The organism is Pseudomonas sp. LAMO17WK12:I10 (assembly GCF_900215185.1).
In the GTDB taxonomy this organism is placed as follows: domain Bacteria; phylum Pseudomonadota; class Gammaproteobacteria; order Pseudomonadales; family Pseudomonadaceae; genus Aquipseudomonas; species Aquipseudomonas chlororaphis.
Genome location: NZ_OBDX01000044.1, coordinates 15,324 through 40,181, shown reverse-complemented (window position 1 = coordinate 40,181; position 24,858 = coordinate 15,324). Strand labels below are relative to the sequence as shown.

At 64.7% G+C, this 24,858-nt stretch carries 22 protein-coding genes and 2 pseudogenes; 6 read left to right on the top strand and 18 right to left on the bottom strand.

Translation table 11 applies throughout. From position 1 onward, the window contains the following. The 6 genes and pseudogenes from CRO75_RS30445 to CRO75_RS30425 form a co-directional block, all read right to left on the bottom strand. On the bottom strand, positions 1 to 200 hold a 200-nt coding region (locus CRO75_RS30445), incomplete at its 3' end, for a helix-turn-helix domain-containing protein (RefSeq protein WP_143504073.1). A gap of 264 nt (positions 201 to 464) precedes the next feature. Then, positions 465 to 1,022 (bottom strand): hypothetical protein, encoded by a 558-nt coding sequence (locus CRO75_RS30440; protein ID WP_097140266.1) that lies wholly within the window; start codon positions 1,020 to 1,022, stop codon positions 465 to 467. A gap of 180 nt (positions 1,023 to 1,202) precedes the next feature. Next, positions 1,203 to 1,271, bottom strand: a pseudogene (locus CRO75_RS33455) (hypothetical protein); the annotation flags it as partial. Between the two features lie 40 nt (positions 1,272 to 1,311). Next, the gene (locus CRO75_RS30435) at positions 1,312 to 2,874 is read right to left on the bottom strand and encodes an FGGY-family carbohydrate kinase (protein ID WP_097140264.1); all 1,563 of its coding nucleotides are present in this window, start codon (positions 2,872 to 2,874) and stop codon (positions 1,312 to 1,314) included. 20 nt (positions 2,875 to 2,894) lie between these two features. Beyond that, positions 2,895 to 4,484: a glycerol-3-phosphate dehydrogenase/oxidase gene (locus tag CRO75_RS30430; RefSeq protein ID WP_097140262.1), complete on the bottom strand. Its 1,590-nt coding sequence runs from the start codon at positions 4,482 to 4,484 to the stop codon at positions 2,895 to 2,897. 5 nt (positions 4,485 to 4,489) lie between these two features. Next, positions 4,490 to 6,085 (bottom strand): FAD-binding oxidoreductase, encoded by a 1,596-nt coding sequence (locus CRO75_RS30425; RefSeq protein WP_097140261.1) that lies wholly within the window; start codon positions 6,083 to 6,085, stop codon positions 4,490 to 4,492. Between the two features lie 251 nt (positions 6,086 to 6,336). Here CRO75_RS30425 and CRO75_RS30420 point away from each other — a divergent pair, with 251 nt between their 5' ends. Continuing rightward, positions 6,337 to 7,356, top strand: a complete 1,020-nt coding sequence (locus tag CRO75_RS30420; RefSeq protein ID WP_097140259.1) for an AraC family transcriptional regulator — start codon at positions 6,337 to 6,339, stop codon at positions 7,354 to 7,356. Between the two features lie 143 nt (positions 7,357 to 7,499). Here CRO75_RS30420 and CRO75_RS30415 read toward each other — a convergent pair whose 3' ends face one another. From CRO75_RS30415 to CRO75_RS30375, 8 genes and pseudogenes are all read right to left on the bottom strand, one after another. Then, positions 7,500 to 7,868: a glyoxalase superfamily protein gene (locus tag CRO75_RS30415; protein ID WP_097140257.1), complete on the bottom strand. Its 369-nt coding sequence runs from the start codon at positions 7,866 to 7,868 to the stop codon at positions 7,500 to 7,502. Between the two features lie 107 nt (positions 7,869 to 7,975). Continuing rightward, positions 7,976 to 9,460, bottom strand: coding sequence for a D-aminoacylase (locus CRO75_RS30410; RefSeq protein WP_097140255.1), 1,485 nt, complete (start codon positions 9,458 to 9,460; stop codon positions 7,976 to 7,978). Position 9,461: 1 nt separating this feature from the next. Next, positions 9,462 to 10,322 (bottom strand): MurR/RpiR family transcriptional regulator, encoded by an 861-nt coding sequence (locus CRO75_RS30405; protein ID WP_009042071.1) that lies wholly within the window; start codon positions 10,320 to 10,322, stop codon positions 9,462 to 9,464. Between the two features lie 15 nt (positions 10,323 to 10,337). Beyond that, a pseudogene (locus CRO75_RS30400) lies at positions 10,338 to 11,670 on the bottom strand (gluconate:H+ symporter). A 314-nt stretch (positions 11,671 to 11,984) separates the two neighbouring features. Then, entirely contained in the window at positions 11,985 to 13,652 is a 1,668-nt protein-coding gene (gene ggt / locus CRO75_RS30390; RefSeq protein WP_097140251.1) for a gamma-glutamyltransferase, read from the bottom strand. A gap of 215 nt (positions 13,653 to 13,867) precedes the next feature. Continuing rightward, positions 13,868 to 14,761 (bottom strand): NAD-dependent epimerase/dehydratase family protein, encoded by an 894-nt coding sequence (locus CRO75_RS30385; protein WP_097140249.1) that lies wholly within the window; start codon positions 14,759 to 14,761, stop codon positions 13,868 to 13,870. A gap of 211 nt (positions 14,762 to 14,972) precedes the next feature. Next, on the bottom strand, positions 14,973 to 15,884 hold the full coding sequence (locus CRO75_RS30380) for a LysR family transcriptional regulator (protein ID WP_009042067.1): 912 nt from the start codon (positions 15,882 to 15,884) through the stop codon (positions 14,973 to 14,975). A gap of 173 nt (positions 15,885 to 16,057) precedes the next feature. Then, positions 16,058 to 16,648, bottom strand: coding sequence for an NAD(P)H-dependent oxidoreductase (locus tag CRO75_RS30375; RefSeq protein ID WP_009042066.1), 591 nt, complete (start codon positions 16,646 to 16,648; stop codon positions 16,058 to 16,060). 204 nt (positions 16,649 to 16,852) lie between these two features. On the opposite strand from CRO75_RS30375, the gene CRO75_RS30370 reads away from it, so the two are divergent. Next, positions 16,853 to 17,167 carry a putative quinol monooxygenase gene (locus CRO75_RS30370; RefSeq protein ID WP_009042065.1) on the top strand — a complete coding sequence of 105 codons (315 nt, stop codon included), beginning with the start codon at positions 16,853 to 16,855 and terminating at the stop codon, positions 17,165 to 17,167. On the opposite strand, the gene CRO75_RS30365 is transcribed toward CRO75_RS30370, so the two are convergent. Then, on the bottom strand, positions 17,157 to 17,921 hold the full coding sequence (locus CRO75_RS30365) for a sulfite exporter TauE/SafE family protein (protein WP_097140247.1): 765 nt from the start codon (positions 17,919 to 17,921) through the stop codon (positions 17,157 to 17,159). The two genes, CRO75_RS30370 and CRO75_RS30365, sit on opposite strands and share 11 nt — an antisense overlap. A 130-nt stretch (positions 17,922 to 18,051) precedes the next feature. Here CRO75_RS30365 and CRO75_RS30360 point away from each other — a divergent pair, with 130 nt between their 5' ends. The 3 genes from CRO75_RS30360 (at position 18,052) to CRO75_RS30350 (ending at position 20,002) form a co-directional block, all read left to right on the top strand. Beyond that, a complete protein-coding gene (locus CRO75_RS30360) occupies positions 18,052 to 18,936 on the top strand; it encodes a LysR substrate-binding domain-containing protein (protein ID WP_097140246.1) in 885 nt (294 codons plus the stop codon). A gap of 56 nt (positions 18,937 to 18,992) precedes the next feature. After that, positions 18,993 to 19,568 carry an NAD(P)H-dependent oxidoreductase gene (locus CRO75_RS30355; protein WP_097140244.1) on the top strand — a complete coding sequence of 192 codons (576 nt, stop codon included), beginning with the start codon at positions 18,993 to 18,995 and terminating at the stop codon, positions 19,566 to 19,568. A gap of 62 nt (positions 19,569 to 19,630) precedes the next feature. Next, positions 19,631 to 20,002, top strand: coding sequence for a MerR family transcriptional regulator (locus tag CRO75_RS30350; protein ID WP_097140242.1), 372 nt, complete (start codon positions 19,631 to 19,633; stop codon positions 20,000 to 20,002). A gap of 32 nt (positions 20,003 to 20,034) precedes the next feature. Here CRO75_RS30350 and CRO75_RS30345 read toward each other — a convergent pair whose 3' ends face one another. From CRO75_RS30345 to kynU, 3 genes are all read right to left on the bottom strand, one after another. Next, positions 20,035 to 21,441 carry an amino acid permease gene (locus CRO75_RS30345; RefSeq protein WP_097140240.1) on the bottom strand — a complete coding sequence of 469 codons (1,407 nt, stop codon included), beginning with the start codon at positions 21,439 to 21,441 and terminating at the stop codon, positions 20,035 to 20,037. Positions 21,442 to 21,527: 86 nt separating this feature from the next. After that, positions 21,528 to 22,841 carry an OprD family porin gene (locus CRO75_RS30340; RefSeq protein ID WP_097140238.1) on the bottom strand — a complete coding sequence of 438 codons (1,314 nt, stop codon included), beginning with the start codon at positions 22,839 to 22,841 and terminating at the stop codon, positions 21,528 to 21,530. Positions 22,842 to 22,946: 105 nt separating this feature from the next. Beyond that, on the bottom strand, positions 22,947 to 24,197 hold the full coding sequence (kynU, locus tag CRO75_RS30335) for a kynureninase (protein WP_097140235.1): 1,251 nt from the start codon (positions 24,195 to 24,197) through the stop codon (positions 22,947 to 22,949). Between the two features lie 187 nt (positions 24,198 to 24,384). Between kynU and CRO75_RS30330 the strand changes: the two genes are divergently transcribed. Next, entirely contained in the window at positions 24,385 to 24,858 is a 474-nt protein-coding gene (locus CRO75_RS30330) for an Lrp/AsnC family transcriptional regulator (RefSeq protein WP_007927404.1), read from the top strand.

Here is a 24,858-nt window from a genome sequence, read left to right as displayed (position 1 = left end):
TGTGCCTGAGCATGCCGACTGCGACTGCGCTCATCCAAGCCCTGCACACCCTCTGCGTTGTAACGGGCTACCCATTTGTAGCCCGTTTTTCGACTGATGCTGTGTGCCGCACACAGTTCGCGGAAGTTAAAGCGTCTCGACAGATAGTCGGCAATGAACATCACTTTAAGGTCCATAGGGTTCAGCTCTCGCCACGGCATGGTCAGCTCCTCGGAATCGACCCTGCCAGTTAAAAACTGTTACCTATGTGCTTGAACTTTTCTGTTACCTATGTGGGTGAGTCATACCGGGCAAGACTTTTTGGTTACTTTTGGGGCGTTTGCCAAAAGTGACCCGCCGTAAGGGCGGAACCCTAAGCCGCCGTGACCGCAGAAACGGATATGTACCCCGTCCAAAACAAGCAGCGAAACCACCGCCATCGCGGCCAATCAAACGTCGACCGGCCGCTCCTACAGATGCCCGAACTACTCGATCCGCCAAATCCGCACCGTGGCATTCTTCAACTCCAACGACCACTCCTCTTGCGACAAACGAAGCCGCCGCAGCGTCTCCCCCATCTCCGTCTCCGCCACATAATCCTTGGCAATCACCAGAACCAGAAACTTATTCCGAACCCCCTCCATCCGTCGCAACCGATGCAGATCGGCAAACACCGACCAGACCAGAGACTCACCCGGATCGACTTGAGGAAACCAGAGCCGCCCATCCCCATCCTCTCGCAACACGGATCGGGTCTCGGCCATCCCCTTGCCCATCAGGCACCTGGCAAAAGACACATCCCCCAGGCATTTCACCTCGGCCGCCATGTCGAGATCTTCCGTGTACAGGTCGACTTTCGTACGTCCTCCGGCCTTACCGCTGGTCCAGATATCCGGATAATCGTGCTGCCAGGCATACAGGCTGAGCTCGGCCTGAATCCAGTGCTCCCGGCAATCGCTCAGCTCCAGCACCTGCGCCATGCGCTCGCTGATCGCATCAAACGCCCCGAGAAAAACCTCCGGCCATGCAATGGCTGTGTTCATTTTTTTGGACTCCGTTCCTGAAAAGGTCAGGGGAGCTTTCGCGCTCCCCCAAGCGTGCCGGCCTCTTGCGTATCGGCACCCGGTGCAGCGTCTTGAACCCTGCGCCGCCGCGCCAGCCAGCCCGAGGCAAGACGAAGCCGGCCCTTACCGGGCCCCGCGCAAGCGCAACGCCGACGGCATGTCGTCGGCCGTGCGCAAACCATCGGACGCCGCGATCGGCGTGTCGTACACCAGGTTCGGCGCGCGCCGGCAAAACCCGGGCGCGACAACCGCTGGCGTGCAGCCGGGTTCAGGCCGGGTAACCGGTGATCTCGCGGATGCTGCGGTACAGCGGGCTGAGCTGGTGGTACATGCGCACATACACTTCGCGGTACAGCCGTTGATAGAGCTGCTGCGCCTGGGGTTGCGGCTGGAAGACCTCGGCGACGCGGGTCATGCCGGCGATGGCCGTGGGGAAATCCGGGTACAGGCCCAGCCCGACCGCACAGGCAATCGCCGCACCGAGCCCGGAGGCTTCGTACACATGCGGACGCTCGGCGGGCAGGCCAAAAATGTCCGCCGTCAATTGCATGGCCGCATCGCTCTGGGAACCGCCACCGGCCACCCGCAAGCAGGTAATCGGGGTGCGGGTGCGCTGCTCGATGCGTTCCTTGCCCTGGCGCAGGGCATAGGCCAGGCCCTCGAGAATCGCCCGGTAGATATGCGCCCGGGTGTGCACGTCGCCAAAGCCGATCATCGCGCCCTTGGCCTCGACGCCCGGCTCACGGATACCGGGCGACCAGTAAGGTTGCAGCATCAGCCCCATGGAGCCGGGCGGCACCGCGTTGACCAGTGCATCGAACAACACCTCCGGCTCCAGCCCCTGCTCGCGGGCCTGCTGCATTTCCCGCAGGCCGAACTCCTGCTTGAACCAGCTGACCATCCAGTAGCCGCGATAGATCATCACTTCGCAGTTGTAATGGTCGGGCATCGCCGAGGGGTAAGGCGGGATCAGCGGGATGATTTCCCGGTAGCGGGACCGGGTGGTGGTGATGGTCGCCGTGGTGCCGTAGGACAGGCAGGCGGTGCCGCTGTCCTGCACCCCGGAACCCAGCACTTCACAGGCCTTGTCGGCCCCCGCGGCAATCAGCGGCAGGCCTTCGGGAATCCCGGTCAGCTGGCTGGCCGCGGCGCTGATATGCCCCAGGACCTCGCCCGGCTTGCGCAGGCTCGGCAGCTGCTCGGGGCGCACCGCCAGGGCCTGCCATTTCCAGTCACGGGGCGCGGCCCAGCGCAGGCGCTTGTAGTCGAAGGGCAAAAAGGCCACGCAACAGCCGACCGAGTCGACAAAGTTCCCGGTCAGCCGATGGGTGAGAAAGCCCGACAGCAGCAACAGCTTGTCGGTGGCCGCCCAGACCTCGGGCTGGTGCCGGGCGATCCAGTTGACCTCGGCCTGGGCGCGAAAGTAATCCACCGTGGTCTGGGCCCCGATCAGCTTGAACAGCCAGCTCCAGGGCCCCTTGATGTCGCCCTCGACTTCGCTCTGGCGCTGGTCGAGCCAGAGGATCGCCGGGCGCAAGGGCTTGCCGTCGGCATCGACGTTGATCAGGGTGCCGCGCTGGGTCGTCAGCGACACGCCGCGGATCTGCCGGCGATCGATGCCGGTCTGCTGCCACAACTGCTGGCAGGCCTCGCCGAGTTTGCGCCAGTAGTAATCGGGGTCCTGTTCGGCCCAGCCGGGCTGGCTGGAATAGTAGGCCTGCAACTCGACCTTGCCCTTGCCCAGCAGGTTGCCTTGCAGGTCGAACAACAGAGCCCGCACGCTCTGGGTGCCATTGTCGATCGCCAGCAGATAGGGCTTGTCGTTGTTCATGGATGGCTCTTGGCTAGGCTTCAATAGGCGACCTCGGGCAGGCTGTGATAACGCAGCCACAGGTCGTGATAACGCTGTTGTTCCTGCTCCCAGCGCGCGTCGTCCCAACCGAGCAGGGGCTGGCACAGGGCACGGATCGCCGGCAGCTCGGCCGCCGCGCCGTTGGCCAGCAACAGGCCCAGGCGGGTGCGGCGCAACAGCAGGTCGTCCAGGTGCAGGACCATCTCGCTTTGGGCGGCAAACGCCAGCTCGGCCCACAAGGTGTCGCTACTGCCGACGCAAGCGCATCCCAGCTGCGCCAGCCATTGCGCCAGTCGCGGCAGGTCGCGCCCATGGCGCCCGGCCAGGCGGCGCAGCTGGCCACTGCTCAAGCCCGCGACCTCTACCGCCGGCACGGCCGCGAACACCGCCGCGTCGGCAGCGTCCAGAGGGCGCCCGAGCATCGCCGCACAGGCCTGCAACACTTCGATGGCCTGGGTACGAAAGGTGGTCAGCTTGCCGCCGGCCAGCGTCACGCAGCCCGGCTCGCACCACAGCGCATGCTCGCGGGTTTCATTGGAAGGCTTGCCCGCCGCGTCGGCGCTGCCCACCACCGGGCGCACCCCGGACCAGGTCGACAGCACATCGGCGGCGCCGATGCGCGCCTCGGGAAACTGCTGCTCGCAGGCCGCCAGTAGATAGGCCAGCTCCTCGGCACTGATGCGCGCGCTCTGGTCGAGGTCTTCGCGGTGATCGAGGTCGGTGGTGCCGACCACGGTGGCGCCTTCCCAGGGAAACACAAACACCGGGCGCCGATCGCTGTCATGCAGGAAGCTGAATGCCTGGGCCACCGGCAGGCGCCAGCCGGGCAGCAACAGGTGGCTGCCGCGCAGGGGCCGCAAGTGGCGGTTCTCGCCAGGCGGCGCGAAACGCCCGGCCCAGGCCCCGCTCGCCACCGCCAGCACCGCGCAACGCAGGGTCAGCGACTGGCCGCTTTCCACATCCTCGACCGACACCCCGCACACTCGCCCGTGCTCGCGCAGCACCTGCTGCACGCGCAGGCCATTGAACGCCTGGGCGCCATCGGCCCGCGCCTCGGCCAGCACCCGCATCACCAGCCGGGCATCGTCGGTCAGGGCATCGAGAAAACACGAGCCGCCCAGCAAGCCTTCGGCCTTGATGCCAGGCGCCAGGTAACGCATTTGCTCGACGTCGTGGAAACGATGGTTACGCCGCCCGGCCAGGGCGTCGTACACCGCCAGCAGGCCACCGAACACCCGCGGCCCGGGAAACACCCCGCGATAGTGCGGCATCAGAAAGCTCATGGGCTCCACCAGCCCGGGCGCTTCGTCGAGCAGGCGCTGGCGTTCGCGCACCGAATCGCGGGTCAGGCGCCATTGGCCCTTGGCGATGTAGCGCAGGCCGCCATGGACCATTTTCGAGGAGCGGCTGGAAGTGCCCCAGGCAAAGTCGCGCTGCTCCAGCAGCAGGCAGCGCCAGCCGCGCCGCGCCGCCTCACGCAGGATCCCGGCCCCGCTGATGCCGCCGCCGATCACGATCAGGTCCCAGCTCTGGCCCGCCAGGGTCGGCAGCTGTGCCTGGCGCCATTGGGCATTCCAGTCCGTGCTCATGGGCCTTACTCCTCCAGCAGGGTGCCGGGGTTGAGACGCCCGGCAGGGTCGAAGTGCCGGCTGAGGCTGCGCAGGGCGGCGATCGCCAGTTCGCCTTTTTCGTGCACCAGGTAGGGCGCGTGGTCCTTGCCCACGCCGTGCTGGTGGCTGATGGTGCCGCCGTGCTCGACGATGGTCTGGCTCGCCGCATGCTTGAGCGCCTTCCAGCGGGCCAGGGTGGCCGGGTAATCCGCGGCCGGGCGGAACACGTAGCTGGTGTAGATGCTCGAGCCTTCGCCGTAGACATGCGACAGGTGGGTGAAGACATGGACCCGTTCGCCTTCGGCCGCCAGGCAATCGCGCAGGCTGTCCTCGATGCGCTGCAACAGGTTGTCGACATTGCTCCAGTCGGTGGCGGTCTCCAGGGTGTCGACCACATAGCCGGCATGCCAGAGGCTCTCGCGCAGGTAGGGAAAACGAAAGCGGTTATGCGCCCACTTGTTGCCCAGCAAGGTGCCGGTGAACACCCCGCCGAAGGCCTTCAGGTGCTGCCTGGCCTGGCGCAGGGACAGGGCGTTCTGCTGGCGGTTGCCGGTCACGCCGAAGGTCAGCAGGCACTTGCCCTGCCCCGCTCCGCGCAGCTTCAGGTATTTCTCCAGCCAGGCGATCTGCCGCGGATGGCCGGCCAGGGCCAGCTGGGTCTCGGTTTCCACCGCGTTCGACAGCCGCAGCATGGACAGCGGCACCCGGGCCTGGGCCAGTTGGCGGATGGCCTGCAGCGCCTTGGGCCAGTCCGGCAGGAACACGCCATAGAAGCGCTCGTCGTCGACCAGCGCGCTGACCCGCACCTTGACCGTGGAAATGATCCCGAAGCGGCCCTCGCAGCCCAGCACCACCTCGCGCAGGTCCGGCCCCGCGGCCGACGCCGGGAATGCGGGAATCTGCAAGGGGCCGGCGAAGGTTTCCAGGGTGCCGCCGGCGAACAACTGCTCGATGCGCCCGTAGCGCAGGGACTGCTGGCCGCTGGAGCGGCTGGCGACCCAGCCGCCCAGGGTCGACAGCTCCCAGGACTGCGGGAAGTGCCCCAGGGTATAGCCGCGGGCGCGCAGCTGGCTTTCCACCTGCGGGCCGCTGGCGCCGGGGCCGAAGGTGGCGATCAGGCTGCTTTCGTCCAGCTCCAGCAGGCGATTCATCCGCGCCATGGACACGGTCAGTACCGGCCGCGTCGAAACGGGCGGGTTGATGTGGCCGGCCACCGAGGTGCCGCCGCCGTAGGGGATCAGGCACAGGTCCTGCTGTTCGGCCAGGGCCAGCAGCTGGCGAACCTGCTCGGCGCTGTCGGGAAAGGCCACGCCGTCCGGGTAGCGCTCCAGCGTGCCTTCGCGCAGGGCCAGCCAGTCCGGCAGGCTCTGGCCGCGGGCATGCAGCAACCGGTCAGGGGCCTCGATGCTGTACAGCGCATGGGGCCTCAGCCGCGACGGCGGCACCCGGGCCAACGCGGCTTCCAGCGAAGCATCCGCCAGCCGGCGCCCGGTGCCGATACGCTGCGCAAGAAACCCTGCGCCCTGGGCGGGCAATTCGACCACCGTGCTTTGTTCGCCCCAGCCGTTCCAGCGTCGCATGCCTGTGCCCCTTGTGTCGTGCTTGTAAGTGTTGGTTTGCAAGGCCTCCATACTAGTTCGCGGCGCATGGGTGTCACGGTCGCATCAGGCCAGTTCGAGTAGCCAATTGGGTCAGCCGGGGACAAGGGGCCCGAAGCATTTACTTTAGTCCCGCTTTCAAATTACCTTTCAGGGCGCCGACGCCTGCTGGAACAGCCTCCCACTCGGTTCCCGCGCGCGTCCATCCACGTTCCGGCGCCAGGAAACCCACCATGCACAGCCTCGGCTACACCTCGGTCCCACCGCTGCTCAAGTACCTGCGCTATGCCGAGCAGCTGGGTATCGCCATCGAACCTGCGCTGGCGGCCGCGGGCTTGCAGGCCGGGCAATTGAGCGACAACAGCCTGCGCCTGCCCGGCGAGGTCCATGAGCGTTTGCTGGACTATTTCTGCGAGCATTCGGCAGACCCGCTGTTCGGGCTCAACTCGGCGCGGTTCGTGCTGCCCAACTCGTGGAACGTGCTGGGCTACATCACCATGAACTGCGCGACCCTGGGCGACGCGATGAACCGGATCATGCCGTTCGAGAAACTGGTGGGCGACATGGGCGTCAGCCGCGCCGAGCAGGTCGACGGGCAAATCCACTTGACCTGGAGCTGCCGCCACCAGCGCCCCACCTCGCGCCGGCACATGGTGGAGAACGTGCTGGCGTCGTGGCTGCTGTACGCACAGTGGATCGCCGATACCCGGTTGAGCCCCATCGCCGTGTGGTTCGAGCATTCGCTGCCGGCGGGGGCCGAGCTGGCCCAGTACGAGGCATTTTTCGGCAGCCCGGTGCTGTTCGACCAAGCCTATTCGGCGCTGATCGCGCCTGCGCAATACATGCAGTTGCCCCTGCGCCAGGCCGACGCCCAGTTGCTGCGGACCCTGGAGGAACATGCCCTGGGCCTGATGGCCTCGCTAAGCGATGCGCCGCTGCCGCAGCAGGTGAAAAACGTCCTGCGCCAGCTGCTCAAGGAAGGCCTGCCGCGCAAGGAGCAGGTGGCGAAACAACTGGCCACCTCCGTGCGCACCCTGCAGCGCCAGCTGCAACAGGCCGGCACCGGCTACCAGCAGATTCTCGATGACCTGCGCCAGGAGCTCGCCGAGCACTACCTGCTGCACAGCGATCTGGCGATTCACGATATTTCCCAGTACCTGGGCTTTACCGAACAGCGCTCCTTTCACCGGACCTTCAAAAGCCGCACCGGCATGACCCCGGGAGAGTTTCGCCACAGCCAGCGAACGCCCTGACCCTGTAGCCGCTGCCGCAGGCTGCGATAAGGCCGAAGGCCTTCAGCGGTCTCAAGAATCTTGCGCCCCCTTCGGGGTCGATCGCAGCCTCGCTGCGCTCGGCAGCGGCTACAAGGTCCAGGCGCAAGATGCGAGGTGCTGGCTCAGACGCAAATGGCGTTGGTAAACACCAGCCGATTGCCGAACGGATCGAGTACCGTCAGGTCCTGGCTGCCCCAGGGCATGGCCTGGATCTGCGGGTGGGCGAAGCGGTAATCCTTGGCCAGCAACTGCTGCTGGAAGGCTTCCAGCTCGTCGGTCTCGATGCGCAACGCGGAGCCCGGCGTGCTGTCGCCATGATGCTCCGACAGGTGCAGCACGCACTCCCCGCGCGACACCTGCATATACAGCGGGAAGTTGTCTTCGAAGCGGTGCTGCCAGTCGAGCGTGAAGCCGAGGAAGTCGATATAAAACTCCCGCGCCTTGGCCTCGTCGAAGATCCGCAGGATGGGGGTGGTTCTGCCAAAGCTCATTGCGCGACTCCCTGATGAAAGATGTCCACGGTATAGCAGGTGGATGTCAGCACTTCGGCTAGGCCAAGGCTTTCTTTAATATCATCAGGCCACCACTGTGACGGCGTTCACCTATTCGACGCCGCACGCCTTCCGCCGTTGAACCCTTCGCGCAAATCCCCTTGCCGTGCCAGGAAGCGCCCTTGCCGGCGGCCATTGGCCTGGCCTTCGGCATAGCTGCACACGCCGTTGACCCACACGCCATCGATACCCTCAGCCGCCTGTTGCGGGCTTTTGAAGTCGGCGACATCGCGGACCCGCGCCGGGTCGAACAGCACCAGGTCGGCCCAGTGCCCTTCGCGGATTTCGCCACGCTGCTTGAGGCCGAAGCGCGCCGCCGACAGCCCGGTCATCTTGTGCACCGCAGTGTGCAGCGGGAACAGGCCGAGGTCGCGGCTGAAGTGCCCGAGCACCCGTGGGAAGGCGCCCCACAGCCGTGGATGGGGGAACGGGTCTTCCGGCAGGCCGTCGGAACCGATCATCGACAGCGGGTGGGCAAGAATGCGCCGCACATCGGCTTCGTCCATGCCGTAGTACACCGCGCCGGCCGGTTGCAGGCGCCGCGCGGCCTCCAGCAGAGTCGTGCCCCACTCGGCGGCGATGTCCATCAGGTCGTGGCCGCCCAGTTCCGGGTGCGGGGTGGACCAGGTGATGGTGATGCGAAAGGCATCGGTGACCTGCTTGAGGTCGAGGGTCGAGGAACTGGCCGCGTAGGGGTAACAGTCGCAGCCCACTAGATGGTCTTTCGCCGCCAGCTCCAGGGACGCCAGCAATTGCGGACTGCGCCCCCAGTTGCCCGCCCCCGCGCATTTGAGGTGGGAAATGATCACCGGCGCCTTGGCCTGGCGGCCGATCAGGAACGCCTCGTCCATGGCCTCCAGCACCGGCTCGAATTCGCTGCGCAGGTGGGTGGTGTACACCGCGCCGAAGACGCTCAGTTCCGCAGCCAGTTGCAGCACCTCGTCGGTCTCGGCCGAGAAGGCGCTGGCGTAGGCCAGGCCTGTGGATAAGCCGAGGGCGCCGTCTTCCAGGCTGGCCCGCAACTGCTCGCGCATGGCGGCGATTTCCTCGGCCGTGGCGGTGCGATACAGGTCGTCCAGGTGGTTGCTGCGCAGCGCCGTGTGGCCGATCAGCGCCGCCACATTGACCGCCGGCTGCGCGGCGTCCACCGCCGCGCGGTAGTCGCGAAAACGCGGGTAGACGAAGGCCGCCTGGTTGCCCAGCAGGTTCATCGGGTCCGGTGGCTCGCCGCGCAGACTCACCGGCGAGGCACTGATACCGCAGTTGCCGACGATCACCGTGGTCACGCCCTGGCTGAGCTTGGGCAGCATCTGCGGCTGGCGGATCACCACGGTGTCGTCGTGGGTGTGCACGTCGATAAAACCAGGGGACAGTACCCGCCCGGCGGCGTCGATTTCTTCGCTGGCGCGGGCGCCTTGCAGGTCGCCGATGCGGGCGATGCGGCCCTCGAGCAGGGCGATATCGGCGGGGTAAGCCGGGCGGTCGCTGCCGTCAATCACCAGGGCGTTGCGGATCAGGGTGTCGTAGCGCATGTCAGTCTCCCAGCGGCAGGCAATCGTCGCCGCCGCGGTAATCGTCCAGGGCCAGTTTGATCCGGCGCAGGCGTTCCTGGTTGTCTTCGGGCAGGGCCAGCGCCAGCTCGGTGGCCAGCACATCGATGGCCAGCAGCATGCCGTAGCGCGCGGCCGTGGGTTTGTAGATGAAGGAGGTTTCGGCGTTCTGCAGCGGCAGGAGCACGTCGGCCAGTTCCGCCAGCGGCGAGTCGGCCAGGGTGATGGCGAGCACGCTGGCACCGTAGCTGCGGGCCAGTTCGACGGTCTCCAGCAATTCGGGGGTGATGCCGGTCAGGGAGCAGGCGATCAGCGCGTGTTGCGGGCCCAGGGCCGCGGCGGTCACCCGCATCATCACCGGGTCGTGGCAGGCGGCGATGGGGTAGCCGAGGCGCACCAGGCGCACCTGCAATTCGTCGCTGCACAAGGTAGAACAGCCGCCCATGCCGAAGGCGTGAATCATCTGCGCCTTGCCCAGCAAGCGCACCGCATCGCGAAAGCGCGACTCGTCGAACCCCGCCAGGTGCTGGTGCAGGGTCGACTCGATATCGCCGACGATCTGTCGGTAGAAACCCGACTGCTCCGGCGCGTCCGCCGGGTCGAGAAAGCGCCTGCCGACGCCGCTGGCCTGGGCCAGTTGCAGGCGCAGATCGCGCAAGTCGCGACAGCCCACGCTGCGGGCAAACCGCGACAGGGTGGCGGCGCTGACTTCTGCCTGCTGCGCCAGCTGTTCGAGGCTGGCCGAGGCGGCGAAACCGACGTCATCGAGCATCAAGCGCGCGATGCGGCCTTCGCCGGCGCTGAAGGAATCCTGGCGGGAACGGATCTGGTAGAGGATGTCCATGGACGGCACCTGGGCTCAAAGCAGTTGGGCAAGACCGACGGTCAGGGCGAAGGCGACCACCGAGATCAGGGTCTCCAGCACCGTCCAGGTCTTGAAGGTCTGGGTGACGGTCATATTGAAGTATTCCTTGATCAGCCAAAAGCCGCCGTCGTTGACGTGGGAGAAGATCACCGAGCCGGCGCCGGTGGCCAGCACCAGCAGTTCCGGGTGCGGATACCCCAGGCCGATGGCCACCGGCGCTACCACGCCCGAAGCGGTGGTCATGGCCACGGTGGCCGAGCCGGTGGCGATGCGCATCAGCGCGGCGAACAGCCAGCCCATCAGCAGCGGCGACAGCTGGAATTCATGGGCCAGGCCGACGATCTGGTCGGTGACCCCGGCGTCCACCAGGATCCGGTTGAGGCCGCCGCCGGCGCCCACCAGTCGGCGCCAGGCATTCGTTGGTGAACCTGAGGATCGATTCGCGGTTGAAGCCCTGGGCCAGGCCGAGGGTCCAGAAGCTCAACAGGGTCGCCAGTAACAGGGCGATCACCGAGTTGCCGATAAACAGCAGGAACTGGTTGAGGCCACTGCCCGGGGTGGAAATCAGGTTGGCCCAGCCGCCGATCAGCATCAGCACCACCGGCAACAGGATGGTGGCCATGGTGATCGAGAAACTGGGCAGGCGGGTGCGCGGCTCACGCTCGATGAACTGGCGTGCCAGCGGGTTTTCCGCCGGCAGTTGGATGCGCGGCACGATGAATTTGGCGTACAGGGGGCCGGCGATGATCGCCGTGGGAATGCCGATCAGGATCGCGTACAGCAGGGTCTGCCCCACCGACGCCTGGTAGGCCTGCACCGCCAGCATCGCCGCCGGGTGCGGCGGCACCAGGGCATGCACCACCGACAGGCCGGCGACCATCGGCAGGCCGACCATCAGGATCGACACGCCGACACGCTTCGCCACGGTGAAGGCGATCGGCACCAGCAACACGAAACCGACCTCGAAGAACAGCGGCAGGCCCACCAGGAAGGCGATGCAGACCATCGCCCAATGCGCGTTGCGCTCACCGAAACGCTCGATCAGGGTCCGCGCCACCTGCTCCGCGCCACCGGACTCGGCCATCATCTTGCCGAGCATGGTGCCCAACGCCACCACCAGGGCGATATGCCCGAGGGTCTTGCCGACACCCGCCTCGTAGGCCCCGACCACGCCGGACGGCGGCAGCCCGGCCATCAGCGCCAGGCCCACCGAGACCAGGGTGATGACAATGAACGGGTTGATCCGGTAACGCGCGATCAGGACGATCAGCGCGATGATGGCGATGGCGGCATAGCCCAGCAGCCAGTAGCCCGATGCAGGTGTCATGCGGTACTCCTCGAAAAAGGGTCACGTCGAATGCTTGTGAAACTCATAAATCATTTCGTGACCGGATTTTCAAACCACATGAAAGTAACTTTCGCACAGAGACACGCTTTGTCGCGGACAGACAAGTCGTGTCGCGAATAATGAAAATTGGCGAGGGGTATTTTCATCCGCTGTAGCGCAAGGAGCAGAACCCCGCAGCCAGTGGCCACGGGGAGGAATGGCTTTCTGTAGGAGCGAAGCTTGCTCGCGATCAGGACCACGCGGTGGGTCAGGCAGGACGCCATCGCGAGCAAGCTCGCTCCTACAGGGACAGGTTATTTGACGACTTTGCCCACGCCGCGCCCACGCGGGTCGGAGGCCGTTTCCAGTTGGCTGCCGGTGACCCGGATCGCCTGGATATCGCCCATCTCCCAACCCTGGTCTTCCAGGGTGTAGCCCATGGCTTTGAGCTCGTCGGCGACCTTGCCGGTGAGCGGCGCGTAGGCGTCGTAGTAGATGGTGTCCTTGGGCAGCAGCTGGTGATGCACGCGCTGCGCGGCCACGGCTTTTTCCAGCGACAGGTTGAAGTCGTAGAGGTTGTTCAACACCTGGAAGATCGAGGTGAAGATCCGCGACCCGCCCGGCGTGCCCAGCACCAGGGTGACCTTGCCGTCGCGGGTCACCAGGCTCGGGCTCATGGACGACAGCATGCGCTTGCCCGGCGCGATGGCGTTGGCGTCGCCGCCGACCACGCCAAAGGCGTTGGCCACCCCGGGCTTGGCGCTGAAGTCGTCCATTTCATCGTTGAGCAGGAAGCCCGCGCCCTTGACCACCACGCCGCTGCCGTAGTCCCAGTTGAGGGTGTAGGTATTGCTCACCGCGTTGCCGTCGGCATCGACGATGGAGAAGTGCGTGGTCTGGTGCCGCTCCAGGCCCGGGCGGACTTTTTCGGTGGGCGAGATGGCCGTCGGGTTGATCTCGGCGGCGCGTTTTTTCAGGTAGGCCGGGTCGGTCAGCTGCTTGACCGGCACCTCGGAGAACGCCGGGTCGCCAAGGTAATCGGCGCGGTCGGCGAACACGCGTTTTTCGATTTCCGCCAGCAGGTGGATGTACTTGGCCGAGTTCAGCTCGACCCCCTTGAAGTCCGCCGTGCGTTCTTCCTTGATGGTCATCAGTTGCGCCAGGGCGACGCCGCCGGAGCTGGGCGGCGGCGCGGTGTACAGGGTATTGCCGCGCCAGTTGACCTGCAGCGGCTCACGCCAGGCGACCTTGTAGTCCTGCAGGTCCTGCTTGGTGATCAGGCCTTTGTCGGCCTGCATCTGCGCCACCAGCAGGTCGGCGGTCTTGCCCTCGTAGAACTCCTTGACGCCCTGGTCGGCGATACGTTCCAGGGTCGCGGCCAGCTCCGGCTGGCGGAAGGTTTCGCCGACTTTCATGCTGCCGAAATAGTCGCCGAAATTGGTGCTGTCCTTGAACAGTTTCAGCGCGTCCTCGCGGTACTGGTACTGCTTGTCGGCGACCTTGAAACCGTTTTTCGCATAGCCCACCGCCGGGGTGATCAACTCGCTCCAGGGCAACTTGCCGAACTTCTTGTGCGCCTCCCACAGGCCCATCACCGTGCCCGGCACCCCGGCGGCGCGCGCGCCGACCAGGCTGAGGTTCTCGATGACCTCGCCTTTGTCATTCAGGTACATGTCGCGGGTCGCGGCCTTGGGCGCGGTTTCGCGGTAGTCGAGGAAGTAGGCTTTGCCGTCGATGAACAGGGTCATGAAACCGCCGCCGCCAATGTTGCCGGCCTCGGGGTAGGTCACCGCCAGGGTGAAGGCGGTGGCGACCGCGGCATCCACCGCGTTGCCGCCCTTCTTGAGAATCTGCGCCGCGACGTCGGCGCCATACTGGTTCGGCGCGGCGACCGCGCCACCTTCCAGCAACGCGGCGAAGGTCGGCGAGCTGGCGGCGATGGCCGCTGTCAGAGCCATGGTCTTAAACAGAACAATGCGCATAAGGTCCGTCCTTTTATTGTTTTTTGGCAGGTCGAACGATAGGGGCAAGATCGGGGGCGGAGCAATCGGCAAATAAAAACGGCCGCTTGAAGCGGCCGTCTGGCGAGGGGAGGAGTGACGATGGCTACGGTGCCGCGCTTGAGGTCGTCACGACCGTACCGGTCGATCGTCCGAACGCGACCCGAGCCTGCAGCAGCGGCTACAGGGATAGCGGGTCAGACCATCTCGTGGCGAATCCACTCCAGCACCGAGGTGCGCCGCGGTACCCAGCCCAGCAGTTCGCGGGCGTTCTTGCCCCGCACGCGGCTGTTGGAACCCAGGCCGTAGTTGGCCATTTCATAGCCCCATTCTGCTTCGGCCTGGGCCAGCGGCCAGTCCTGCGGCGCGCCGAGGTGCAGGGCCTGGGCCATGGCGATGGTCATGTCGATGAACGAGGCTTCACCGCTTTCGACGAAGTAGAAGGTGCCCGGGATGTTGCGGGTCAGCGCCAACAGGTACAGCGCCACCACGTCTTCGATATGCACGTTGGACCAGATGTTCTGCCCCGGCCCGACATGCCGCACCACGCCACTGTTGCGCGCCTGCTTGAGCAGCCGCGGCAGCTGCACGCTGTCGCGTTTCACGCCGAGGCTGTGGCCGTAGATCAGGGTGTTGCAGAGCACCGCCGAGTTCACCCCGTCCTTGGCCGCGGCCAGCACCAGGTTGTCGATGGCCACGCGCGCGGCCTTGTCGACGGTGGGCGCTGGCAGGTTGTTTTCCTGATAGACGACGTCGCTGACCTTGCCGCCCGAAGCGTCGCCGACGATGCTCGAACCGCTGGTGTGCAAGAAGACTTTATTGGAGCCCTTGAGGGCCACGAGCAGGACTTCCACCGCGCCACGATGGTCGCTGCTGGCCGCGTTGATCACCGCGTCGGCGGCGCGGGCCTGTTCGGTCAGCACGGCGCTGTCGTCCAGGCTGCCGAGCACCGGCTTGATGCCCAGGGCGCTGAGTTCGGCGGCCTGTTCGGCGCTGCGCACCAGGCCGGTGACTTGATGGCCGGCCTGGACCAGGCCGGTGGCGATGGAGCCGCCGATAAAACCCGCGGCGCCGGTGACGAATACATTCATGGAGAAACTCCCTGGGTGGGTAAGTGATGGCGCCAGTATCGGTGGGCGACTCCTGCCGAAACAGGCAGCTTGGCCCAAATCACTCTTGCGCAGGGATCACGAATCAGGGATCGGTCTTCCCACGGAGATTGACCGCTGCAGGAGCCGGCTTGCCAGCGATGGCGCCTGCCCGGGCGGTGCAAGGCGAACCGGTTCCTACAGCAGAAAGGCCTCAGCCTTCGAACAGCGGGTTGGCGTACTCGGCCAGCTTGCCCTGGATAAAGTCGAGGAAGCACTGGATGCGCAGGGCCAGCTGCGAGTTGCGGTAGTACACGGCGTTGATCGGCTGGCGATAGCCGCTGTTGAACTGGGCGAGGAGCGGCGTGAGGCGCCCGGCGCGGATGTCGTCGATGGTCATGAAGTGCGACAGGCAGGCGATGCCCTGCCCTGCCAGCGCCAGATGGCGCACCGTCTCGCCGCTGGAGGCGCTGATACCCGGCTGGATCGGCCAGCGGTCGCCGTGCACATGGCGCAGCGGCCAGTGGTTGAGGGTTTCGGTCTGGGTGAAGCCCAGCAGGGTATGGTCGCTCAGCTCGGCCACGCTGGCGGGTGTGCCGTGCCGCTTCAGGTAGTCGGGGCTGGCGAGGATGTGCAGCGGGCTGCAACCGAGCGAACGCGCGTGCAGGGTCGAGTCCGCCAGGGTGCCGATGCGGATCGCGATATCGGTGCTCTGTTCCAGCAGGTCGATGATCAGGTCGTTGCTGTTGAGCTCCAGCTGGATGTCCGGGTACAGGCTTCGGAACTCGGCGATGTAGGGCACGATGGCATGCAGCATGAACGGCGAGGCGGCGTTGATGCGCAGGCGCCCGGACGGTGTCTGCTGGCGGGACGACAGGCGCTCTTCGAGTTCGTCCATCTGGTCGAGGATCAGCTTGGCCTGCTCGAAGAAATACTTGCCCTCTTCGGTCAGGTCCATGCGCCGCGTGGTGCGGTTGATCAGCGTGGTATCGAGCTTGGCTTCCAGGCGCGACAGGGTGCGGCTGACCGCCGACGGCGTCTGCCCGACCTGCTCGGCCGCCGCGGAAATCGAACCGCACTCGATGACGCAGACGAAGATCTGGAGTTCGTCGGATCTGGCTTTCACGTAAGTCCTCTATCTCGGTTGGGCGCCTGTAGCCGCTGCCGCAGGCTGCGATCGACCGCGAAGCGGGCGCCGCTCTTGGGGCCCTCGAAGGTCCTGCGGACCTTATCGCAGCCTGCGGCAGCGGCTACAGATCCTGCATCAGGCGCGCAGGACGCCACCGATAGTAGCCGGATTTACGCGGGGAGGTTGAACACCGCCTTGAGGTGTTCTTCGTAGCGCTGCACGTCGGCCTCGATGTTCGGACGCTTCATCACGTCGACGCAGAGGAAGGTCGGCAGGCCGCGCATGCCGAGGAACTGGTTGGCCTTGTGGAACGGGAAGTACACCGCGTCCACGCCCTTGGCTTCGAAGAAGTCGGTGGGGTCGTCGAAGGCTTGCTGCGGAGCGTTCCAGGTCAGCGACAGCATGTACTGCTTGTCGTGGATCAGGCCACCGCTGCCGTACTTCTGCGAGGCATCGGAACGGGTACGGCCGTCGCTGGCGTAGAGGCTGCCGTGGCCCTCGGTGAAAACTTCGTCGATGTACTTTTTCACGATCCACGGCGCGCCCATCCACCAGCCAGGCATCTGGTAGACGATCACGTCGGCCCAGAGGAACTTGGCCACTTCTTCCTGGATGTCGTAGCCCTCGTCGATGTGGGTGACTTTGACGTCCACGCCGCCACGGTCCAGCACCATCACCGCGGCTTCATGCAGGGTCGCGTTGTAGCGGCCGTCGGAGTGGGCGAACTTCTTGCCACCGTTGAGCAACAGTACTTTTTTCATGATCCAGCCTCATCAGGAACAACCCTTTGGCGCTGCGCCGCAGGGCCGGGTCGAGAAGATTAAAAAACGATGGGGCGGAGAATATCGTTGAAAGACGATATGAATAAGCGCGATCCAGGCAAAAAGCATTTGACCAATACGCACGAATAGGCGGCGGATTCGTGTCGTAGAATTTTTAAAACTCCCTTTACCCAGGAACGCAGCATGTCCGAACAGCACGGTTTTATCCTCCACGCCAAGACCCGCCCGGAAATGTCCGAGGCCTTCGAGGCGCTGTTTCGCGCCTATGTCGAACCCAGCCGCGCCGAACCCGGCTGCATCGAATACCACATGCTGCGCGACCAGCAGGACCCGAGCCTGTTCATCTTCTATGAGATCTGGGAATCCCAGGCGCACCTGGACGTGCACTCCAACCTGCCGCACATGAAGGCGTTCTTCGACAAGCGCATGGATTACCTGGAGCGCGACTTCGAGATCCGCCGCATCGACATGCTCAGCCCGTCGTCCGCTAGCCGTTGATTAACAGGTGAGCACCAAGCAACCCCAGGCCGCTGAAAAACACTCTCTTGAACAGCACGGCGCTGATGCGCTGGCGCAGCGCCTGGCCCAGCCACATGCCGAGCAGGGCCGGGATCAGCGCCAGCAGTGAGGCGCTGAGTTCGCCGCCGCCCAGGGCGCCGCGCCAGTACAGGCCGGCCGCCAGGGCCAGGGTCGAGACGGTGAACGACAGCCCCAGGGCCTGCACCAGTTCGTCCTTGTGCAGCCCCAACGCCTGCAGATAAGGCACCGCCGGAATCACGAACACCCCGGTGGCCGAGGTGATAACGCCCGTCACCAGGCCACAGGCCGGGCCCAGCCAGCTTTCCATGCGTGGTCGCAGCCGCAGGGTCGGCAGCAGCAACCCGCTCAGGGCATAGAGCAATAACGCCGCCCCCAGCGCCCGCACCACCCAATGTCCACCGTCGATGCCCAGCCATAGGCTGCCCAGGCCCGTGCCGATAAAAATCGCCAGCAGCAGCGGCCACAAGCGCTTGAGCAACGTCCACAGATGCCCGCCGAATGCCAGCTGCCAGACATTGGTCAAGGTCGCCGGGATGATCAACAGGGCCGCAGCCTGCGTCGGCGCCATAGCCAGGCCGAGCAGGCCCATGGCGATGGTCGGCAGGCCGAGGCCGATCACGCCCTTGATCATGCCGGCCAGGACAAAGGTGCCGATCACCAGCAGGGACAGGAGCAAACCGAGATTCTGGTAAAACGCGAGGGACGTGTTCATGGCGCTATCCTGCGCCCGCGGCGGTGGGCTGAAAATCTGCCATATACTGAGGCAGCCTCTTGTCTGGCCAGAGGCTTTAGATTTTCAGCGGCGGCGATAGCCGCACAGCGGCGCTATCAAGGACACCCTCATGCACTTCGACCTGACCGACCTGCGCCTGTACCTGAACATCCTCGACGCCGGCAATATCACCGCCGGCGCTAGCCGCAGCCATTTGTCCCTGGCCGCGGCCAGCGCACGAATCCGCGCCATGGAGGCATCCCTGGGCACCGAGTTCCTGCAGCGCGGCCGCCGAGGCGTGAGTCCGACGCCCGCCGGCAAGGCCCTGGCCCAGCACGCGCGCGGCCTGCTGCAACAGGCCGAGCACCTGCGCCAGGACCTGGCCGAATACGCCCGGGGCGTCAAAGGCCAGGTGCGCCTGTTGTGCAACACCACGGCAATCACCGAATACCTGCCGGAGCCGCTGGCGGACTTTCTCTGCGCCCACCCCAACCTCGATATCGACCTGCAGGAACTGCCCAGCCTGCGCATCACCCACGCCCTGCGCCAGGGCGCGGCGGACCTGGGGATAGTCTCCGACGCGGTGGACACCCAGGACCTGCAGACCCTGGCGTTTCGCGACGACCCGCTGGTGCTGGTCCTGCCCGCCCACCACCCGCTGGCGGACGGCCGGGCGGTGAGTTTCAGCGACAGCCTGCACCACGACTATGTCGGCCTCGCTGCCCACAGCGCCCTGGCCGTGTACCTGGAAGAACAGGCCTTGCACCTGGGGCTGCGGATGCCGATCCGCATCCGCGCCGACGGCTTCGACGGAGTCATGCGCATGGTCGCCCGGGGCGCCGGGCTGGCGGTGGTACCCAGGGCCGCCGTCGAACGCCGGGGGCCGGATGCATCGCTCAACGTGCTGCCACTGATGGAGGCCTGGGCGCAACGCAAGCTGCTGCTCTGCGCCCGCGACTTCAACGCCCTGCCGCCCTACGCCAAGGCTCTGTTCGAGGCCTTGCGCGGCGCTTGACCCTCCCCTCAGGGGCAGGCTTTAGCCTTGGATTTTGTCGTTCAAGGAGCGCCTCGATGGGCAAACGCATTCTGGTCATTCTCGGCCATCCCTCCAGCGCCAGCTTCTGCGGCGCTCTCAGCGAGCGTTATGTCGCCGCCGCGCAACAGGCCGGCCACGAGGTGCGGCAACTGCGGCTCGGCAGCCTGGCATTCGACCCGGTGCTGCACGAGGGTTACCGCCAGGCGCAGCCACTGGAGGCCGACCTGCGCCAGGCCCAGGCCGACATCCGTTGGGCTGAACACCTGACCCTGGTCTATCCGGTCTGGTGGGGTGGGGTTCCGGCGCTGCTCAAGGGCTTTTTCGACCGGGTACTGCTGCCCGGTTTCGCCTTCAAATATCACCCTGGCAAAGCCTTTCCCGAACCGCGGCTCAAGGGCCGCACCGCGCACCTGCTGGTGACCATGGACACGCCACCCTGGTATTACCGTTGGGTGTACCGCATGCCCGGGCTGCATCAGGTGCGCAAGACCACCCTGGCGTTCTGCGGCATCCGCCCGCTGAAGACCCTGACCTTCGGCCCGATCCTCGGCGCGACCGCCAAGCGCCAGCAAGCCTGGCTGGAGCAGGCCGCCGCCCTCGGCGCCGATTGACGCGACTGGCCTTTGCGCCGAGGCTTGCGCCCTTTACCCAGCCTTGAGCAAAGGAAATGTTCATGTACATCGGCAAAGCCGCGCAGTTGTCCGGGACCACGGTCAAAAGCATCCGCCATTACGAGGCCATCGGCCTGCTGCCACCGGCCCAACGCCAGGGCAATTACCGCCTCTACGACCAGGACAGCGTCGAGCGCCTGATGTTTATCAAGTGCGCCCAACAACTGGGTTTCAAGCTCAAGGAATTGCAGGCCCTGTTCGCCCAGCATCAGAGCGAGGCCTTTCCCTGGGAACTGGCGCGCCAGGCCCTGGCCGAGAAGAGGCAGGAATTGACCCGGCAGATCGAAGCCATGCAGCACTTGCACGCCCGGCTCGAGCATTTCGAAACCAGCCTGGAACAGGCCCGCCACGACTGCCGGCTCGGCAACCTTTAGAGGCTGCCGAGGCGTTTTTCACCCGCGCTTTATCAGACCTTGGACGGGTTCAGCTCGGCGGCGGCCCGGGGTTTCCTGAAGCAGGCGAAGTAGACCGCCGTCAGGATCAGCAGGAACGGCACGCCGAACACCAGGGTCATCTTGAAGGCTTCGGTGAAGTAGGTGGTGATCATTACCGCGCCCATCAGCACCAGGCCCAGCAGTGTGCTCCAGGGGAACAGGCGCATGCGGAACGACAGCGGCTGCTCGCCGTGGCGCTGGTGGTAACGGCGGAAGCAGTAGTGGGTGAGAAAGATCATGAACCAGGTGAAGATCGCGCCGAACATCGAGATCGCCATCATCAGGGTGAACGAGCTTTCCGGGTACAGCACGTTGATCAGGGTCGCCAGGCCAATGCCCGAGCTGGACAGCAGCAAGGCGTTCAACGGGATGCCGCTCTTACTCAGGGCGCCCATCGACTTGGGCGCATAACCGCCGCGGGACAGGCTGAACATCATGCGCGTGGTGATGTACAGCTGGCTGTTCATCGCCGACAGCGCGGCGATCAGGATCACGAAGTTCATCACCCCGGTGGCACCGGGAATGCCGATGGTCTGCATCACCGTGACGAACGGGCTCTGCGCCTTGCCGGCCTGGACCCAGGGCACGATGGCCAGCATCAGCGCCAGGGTCAGCAGGTAGAACACCACCAGCCGCACCATGGTCGCGCGAAAGGCCTTTTTCACCGCCCGCTGCGGGTCCTCGGCTTCGCCGGCGGCCACCGCGATCATCTCCACGCTCAGGTAGCTGAAGATCGAAACGATCACCGCGATCCACATGCCCTGCACACCGTGGGGGAAAAAGCCGCCATGGGCGGTGTAATTGTGCAGGCCGTAGTCGGCATTGCCGGAGCCAAACACCACGTACACCGCGAGGATGATGAAGCCGACAATGGCGGCGATCTTGATGGTGGAGAACCAGTACTCGAAGTTGCCGAAGGTTTTCACGCTGATGGCGTTGAGCAGGATCAGCACGCTGGAGAACGAGACGATCCACACCCATTCCGGCACGTGGGCGAACCAGTACTTCATGTACATGGCGATGGCCGTGACCTCGGCGCCGACCGCCAGCACGATGGCCGCCCAATAGGCATAGCGCACCAGGAACCCGGCCAGCGGGCTGATGTAGAACTCGGCGTAGGCGCCGAAGGAGCCGGAGGTGGAATGGGCCACGGTCATTTCCGCCAGGCAGCCCATCAGCAGCAGGGTGATGACCGCGCCGATAGCGTAGCTGAGCAGCACGCTGGGTCCGGCGTAACCGATGGCGTAGGCACTGCCCATGAACAGGCCGGTACCGATCGCCCCGCCGATGGCGATCATGCTCATCTGCCCGGCCGTGAGCTGGCGCCTGAGGCCATGCTCACGCTTGGATATGGCTTCAAAGCCGGTGTTATCGTTCATGTTTCTGTCCTCTGAATATTGTCTTTCTTGAAGAGAGCACATCGTTGGGGTGATGCCTGGGGCCGTCATATGCGGCAGCGAATGGATCAGAAAATACTCAGCGGATATTCGATAATGAGTCGAACTTCATTGTTGTCGGTGGTATCCGCTCGAGCCACCTGGCTGGTTGAACGCAGCGAGCCCTGGCGCACTCGCAGCGACAGGTCCTTGGCCTTGCCGGACTGCACGATGTAGCGCGCTTCAATGTCCCGTTCCCAGCGTTTTCCGTCGCTACCGTAACGGCCATAGGCGCCATTGACGCCACCGTCATAGTGGCTGTCGTCGATATGATCGCCGCTGACATACCGCGACATGAAACTCAGCCCCGGCACACCGAAAGGCGCCATGTCCAAGTCATATCGCAGTTGCCAGGAACGTTCGTTGGGTGCGTTGAAATCAACGATCTGTATTGAGTTGGCGAGAAAAATCGAGGTGCCCGGCTGCTGATCGAACCCCAGATAATCGAACGGTTCATCGCCATCGACGCGTTGATAGGCCAGGGTCAAGCGATGTGCGCCGACCTTGTAGGAACCGGCCAGCGACCAGGTGGTATTGTCGATCTTCCCGGCCAGGCTCTGGCCGGTGTCGTTGGTGCGGTAGATATTGAAGTCAAGGTTCAGCGACTGGCTTGCGCTGACTGGGTAGGTGTAGCTGGCATTGGCATAGTACTGCCGCCAGATATCGGTGAACTGCGAGCCGTACAGGCTGACGCTTAACTGCTCGTTCAGGCTATAGACGCCACCCAGGTAATCGACGCTGCGGGTTTCCACGCCGGCATACAAGGCTTTGAGGGCGCCGTTGTCATTGGTCGATGCACTGTCGTTGCCTGAAGTGAAGTGCCCGGCGTCGAGCAGCAGACCGTTCAATTCGCTGCTGGTCAGCTGAAAGCCGTTAGCCTGTTGGGTGAACAGTCGCGCGTTACCCGTGCCGAACACCGGGTTGAGCGGTGTCAGGTTGCCGTATTTGAGTTCGGTTTTCGAGATTCGCATCTTGAGCGCACCGCCCGCTTCGGAGTATTCATCCTCGGCGCGACCGTCGGAGTCGAGTGGCAACAAACCCGTACCGCTACGTCCCTTGCCGCTGTCGAGTTTAATCCCCACCTGCGCGAAGGCGTCGATGCCGAAGCCCACGGTTCCCTGGGTATAGCCGGATCGGTAATCCAGCAGGACCCCATGAGCCCACTCGTTCCGATAATTCTGGGCGCCGGGGTTGTTGAGGTTGTTGCGATAGAAATAGAAGTTGCGGTTAGTCAGGGTCAGGCTGCTGTCTTCGACGAATCCATGGTCGGAGGCGGCGTACGCCAGTTGGCCGAGACAGGTACTGATGGCAAGCGGCAAGGCTGACCAGAGGGGCGGTTTCATTCTGCATGTTCCTTATTATTATGTTTTCTCAGAACGCTTTATTGGAGGCGACCGAAGCCCCGCCGCCGAAAAAATCGCCACGGCAGGACAACGAGGCCTGGGGTATCAGGTGACGCTGTGGCGCACCTGGAACTGCGCTTGGGACCAGGTTTTCTGGTCGAGGATTTCACCGAGGATCTGCACCGCGTCCCAGACTTCGCTGAAGCGGGTGTACAGCGGCGTGAAGCCGAAGCGCATGATCCGCGGTTCGCGGTAGTCGCCGATCACGCCCCGGGCGATCAGGGCCTGGATCACCGCATAACCTTCGGGGTGTTCGAAGCTGACATGACTGCCGCGCTTGTCGTGTTCGCGCGGGGTGACCAGCTTCAGGCCATGGGCCGCGCAGCGCTGTTCCACCAGTTCGATGAACAGGTCGGTCAAGGCCAGGGACTTGCGCCGCAGGCTGGCCATGTCGGTCTGCTCGAAGATCTCCAGGCCGCACTCGACCATGGCCAGCGACGTGATCGGCTGGGTGCCGCACAGGTAGCGGGCGATGCCGCTGCTCGGCTGGTATTGCACGTCCATGTCGAACTGCCGCGCATGGCCGAACCAGCCGGCCAACGGCTGCCTGACCAGGTCGCAGACAGCCGGCGAGACCCAGGCGAAGGCTTGCGAGCCCGGGCCGCCGTTGAGGTATTTGTAGGTGCAGCCGATGGCGTAGTCGGCGCCGGCCTGCTTCAGGTCCACCGGCACCGCGCCGGCGGAGTGGGCCAGGTCCCACAGGCTCAGCGCGCCGCATTCGTGGGTCAGCGCGGTCACCGCCTGCATGTCGTGCATGTAGCCGGTCTTGTAGTTGACGTGGGTCAGCATGACCACCGCGGTGTCTTCGCCAATGGCCTGGGGCAACTCCTCGGGGCTGTCCACCAGGCGCAGGGAATAACCCTGCTGCAGCATCTCGGTCAGGCCTTCGGCGATATACAGGTCGCTGGGAAAGTTGCTGCTCTCGCTGACGATCACCCGCCGCTGCGGCGCCTTGAGCGCCTGCACCCGCAAGGCGGCGCTGAGCACCTTGAACAGGTTGATCGAGGTGGTGTCGGTGATCACCACTTCGTTGGCATCGGCGCCGATCAGTTTGGCCAGGCGGTCGCCCAGGCGCTGCGACAGGTCGCGCCAGCCGGCAGTGTTCCAACTGCGGATCAGGCCATTGCCCCATTCCTCGGCAATCACCTGTTGCGCCCGTTGCAGGGCCGCGACCGGGCGGGCGCCGAGGGAGTTGCCGTCGAGATAGATCACCCCGTCGGGCAGCGCGAACTGGTTGCGCAGCGGTGCCAGCGGGTCCTGTGCGTCGAGGGCTAGGCAGTGGTTTCTTGTTGTCATGGGAAGTCCTGTTTTTCACTAAGGCATGCGGCGGCACACGCCATGCCAGGGGCGGCATCGGCGGCTGCGCGGTGAAGAAATAATGAACGAAGCCCTGGAGAATTTTCGTGCAAAATGCGCTATGAGAGCGGCACAGTCTCGAAGATTATTCGACTACAACTTAAAAAAACGCGGATAAATGCCAACCATGATTCTCGACTCTACAGACCTGCGAATCCTGCACTTCCTGCAACAGGACGGTCGTATCAGCAACCAGGAGCTGGCGGAGAAAGTCGCCCTCTCGCCCTCGGCCTGCCTGCGTCGCCTGCGCCTGCTGGAGGGCGAAGGCATCATCAGCGGCTATCGCGCGGTATTGAATGCGGAGCGTTTGGGGATCGAGCTGGAGGCCATCGTTCATGTGTCGCTGCGCCAGGACGTGGCGGACTGGCACGAGACCTTTATCAAGAAGGTCCAGCAGTGGCCGGAAGTGGTGACCGCCTATGTGGTCACCGGCGCCAGCAACTATGTGCTGCGGGTCCAGGCGCGCAACCTCAAGCATTTCTCGGATTTCATCGTCAATCACCTGAACCGCACGTCCGGGGTCACCGACATCCGCTCGGAAATCGTCCTGCAGAAAATCAAGGAACAGGACGGCCTGCTGGACCTGGTGCTGCGCAAGTAG

Coding starts and splice junctions, on each gene's coding strand:
- CRO75_RS30420 (WP_097140259.1), top strand. CDS start 6,337: ATGCACAGCCTCGGCTACACCTCGGTCCCACCGCTGCTCAAGTACCTG.
- ggt (WP_097140251.1), bottom strand. CDS start 13,652: ATGCGCATTGTTCTGTTTAAGACCATGGCTCTGACAGCGGCCATCGCC.
- CRO75_RS30330 (WP_007927404.1), top strand. CDS start 24,385: ATGATTCTCGACTCTACAGACCTGCGAATCCTGCACTTCCTGCAACAG.
- CRO75_RS30345 (WP_097140240.1), bottom strand. CDS start 21,441: ATGAACGATAACACCGGCTTTGAAGCCATATCCAAGCGTGAGCATGGC.
- CRO75_RS30385 (WP_097140249.1), bottom strand. CDS start 14,761: ATGAATGTATTCGTCACCGGCGCCGCGGGTTTTATCGGCGGCTCCATC.
- CRO75_RS30415 (WP_097140257.1), bottom strand. CDS start 7,868: ATGAGCTTTGGCAGAACCACCCCCATCCTGCGGATCTTCGACGAGGCC.
- CRO75_RS30350 (WP_097140242.1), top strand. CDS start 19,631: ATGTACATCGGCAAAGCCGCGCAGTTGTCCGGGACCACGGTCAAAAGC.
- CRO75_RS30355 (WP_097140244.1), top strand. CDS start 18,993: ATGGGCAAACGCATTCTGGTCATTCTCGGCCATCCCTCCAGCGCCAGC.
- CRO75_RS30430 (WP_097140262.1), bottom strand. CDS start 4,484: ATGAGCACGGACTGGAATGCCCAATGGCGCCAGGCACAGCTGCCGACC.
- kynU (WP_097140235.1), bottom strand. CDS start 24,197: ATGACAACAAGAAACCACTGCCTAGCCCTCGACGCACAGGACCCGCTG.
- CRO75_RS30435 (WP_097140264.1), bottom strand. CDS start 2,874: ATGAACAACGACAAGCCCTATCTGCTGGCGATCGACAATGGCACCCAG.
- CRO75_RS30405 (WP_009042071.1), bottom strand. CDS start 10,322: ATGGACATCCTCTACCAGATCCGTTCCCGCCAGGATTCCTTCAGCGCC.
- CRO75_RS30340 (WP_097140238.1), bottom strand. CDS start 22,841: ATGAAACCGCCCCTCTGGTCAGCCTTGCCGCTTGCCATCAGTACCTGT.
- CRO75_RS30370 (WP_009042065.1), top strand. CDS start 16,853: ATGTCCGAACAGCACGGTTTTATCCTCCACGCCAAGACCCGCCCGGAA.
- CRO75_RS30375 (WP_009042066.1), bottom strand. CDS start 16,648: ATGAAAAAAGTACTGTTGCTCAACGGTGGCAAGAAGTTCGCCCACTCC.
- CRO75_RS30360 (WP_097140246.1), top strand. CDS start 18,052: ATGCACTTCGACCTGACCGACCTGCGCCTGTACCTGAACATCCTCGAC.
- CRO75_RS30425 (WP_097140261.1), bottom strand. CDS start 6,085: ATGCGACGCTGGAACGGCTGGGGCGAACAAAGCACGGTGGTCGAATTG.
- CRO75_RS30440 (WP_097140266.1), bottom strand. CDS start 1,022: ATGAACACAGCCATTGCATGGCCGGAGGTTTTTCTCGGGGCGTTTGAT.
- CRO75_RS30365 (WP_097140247.1), bottom strand. CDS start 17,921: ATGAACACGTCCCTCGCGTTTTACCAGAATCTCGGTTTGCTCCTGTCC.
- CRO75_RS30410 (WP_097140255.1), bottom strand. CDS start 9,460: ATGCGCTACGACACCCTGATCCGCAACGCCCTGGTGATTGACGGCAGC.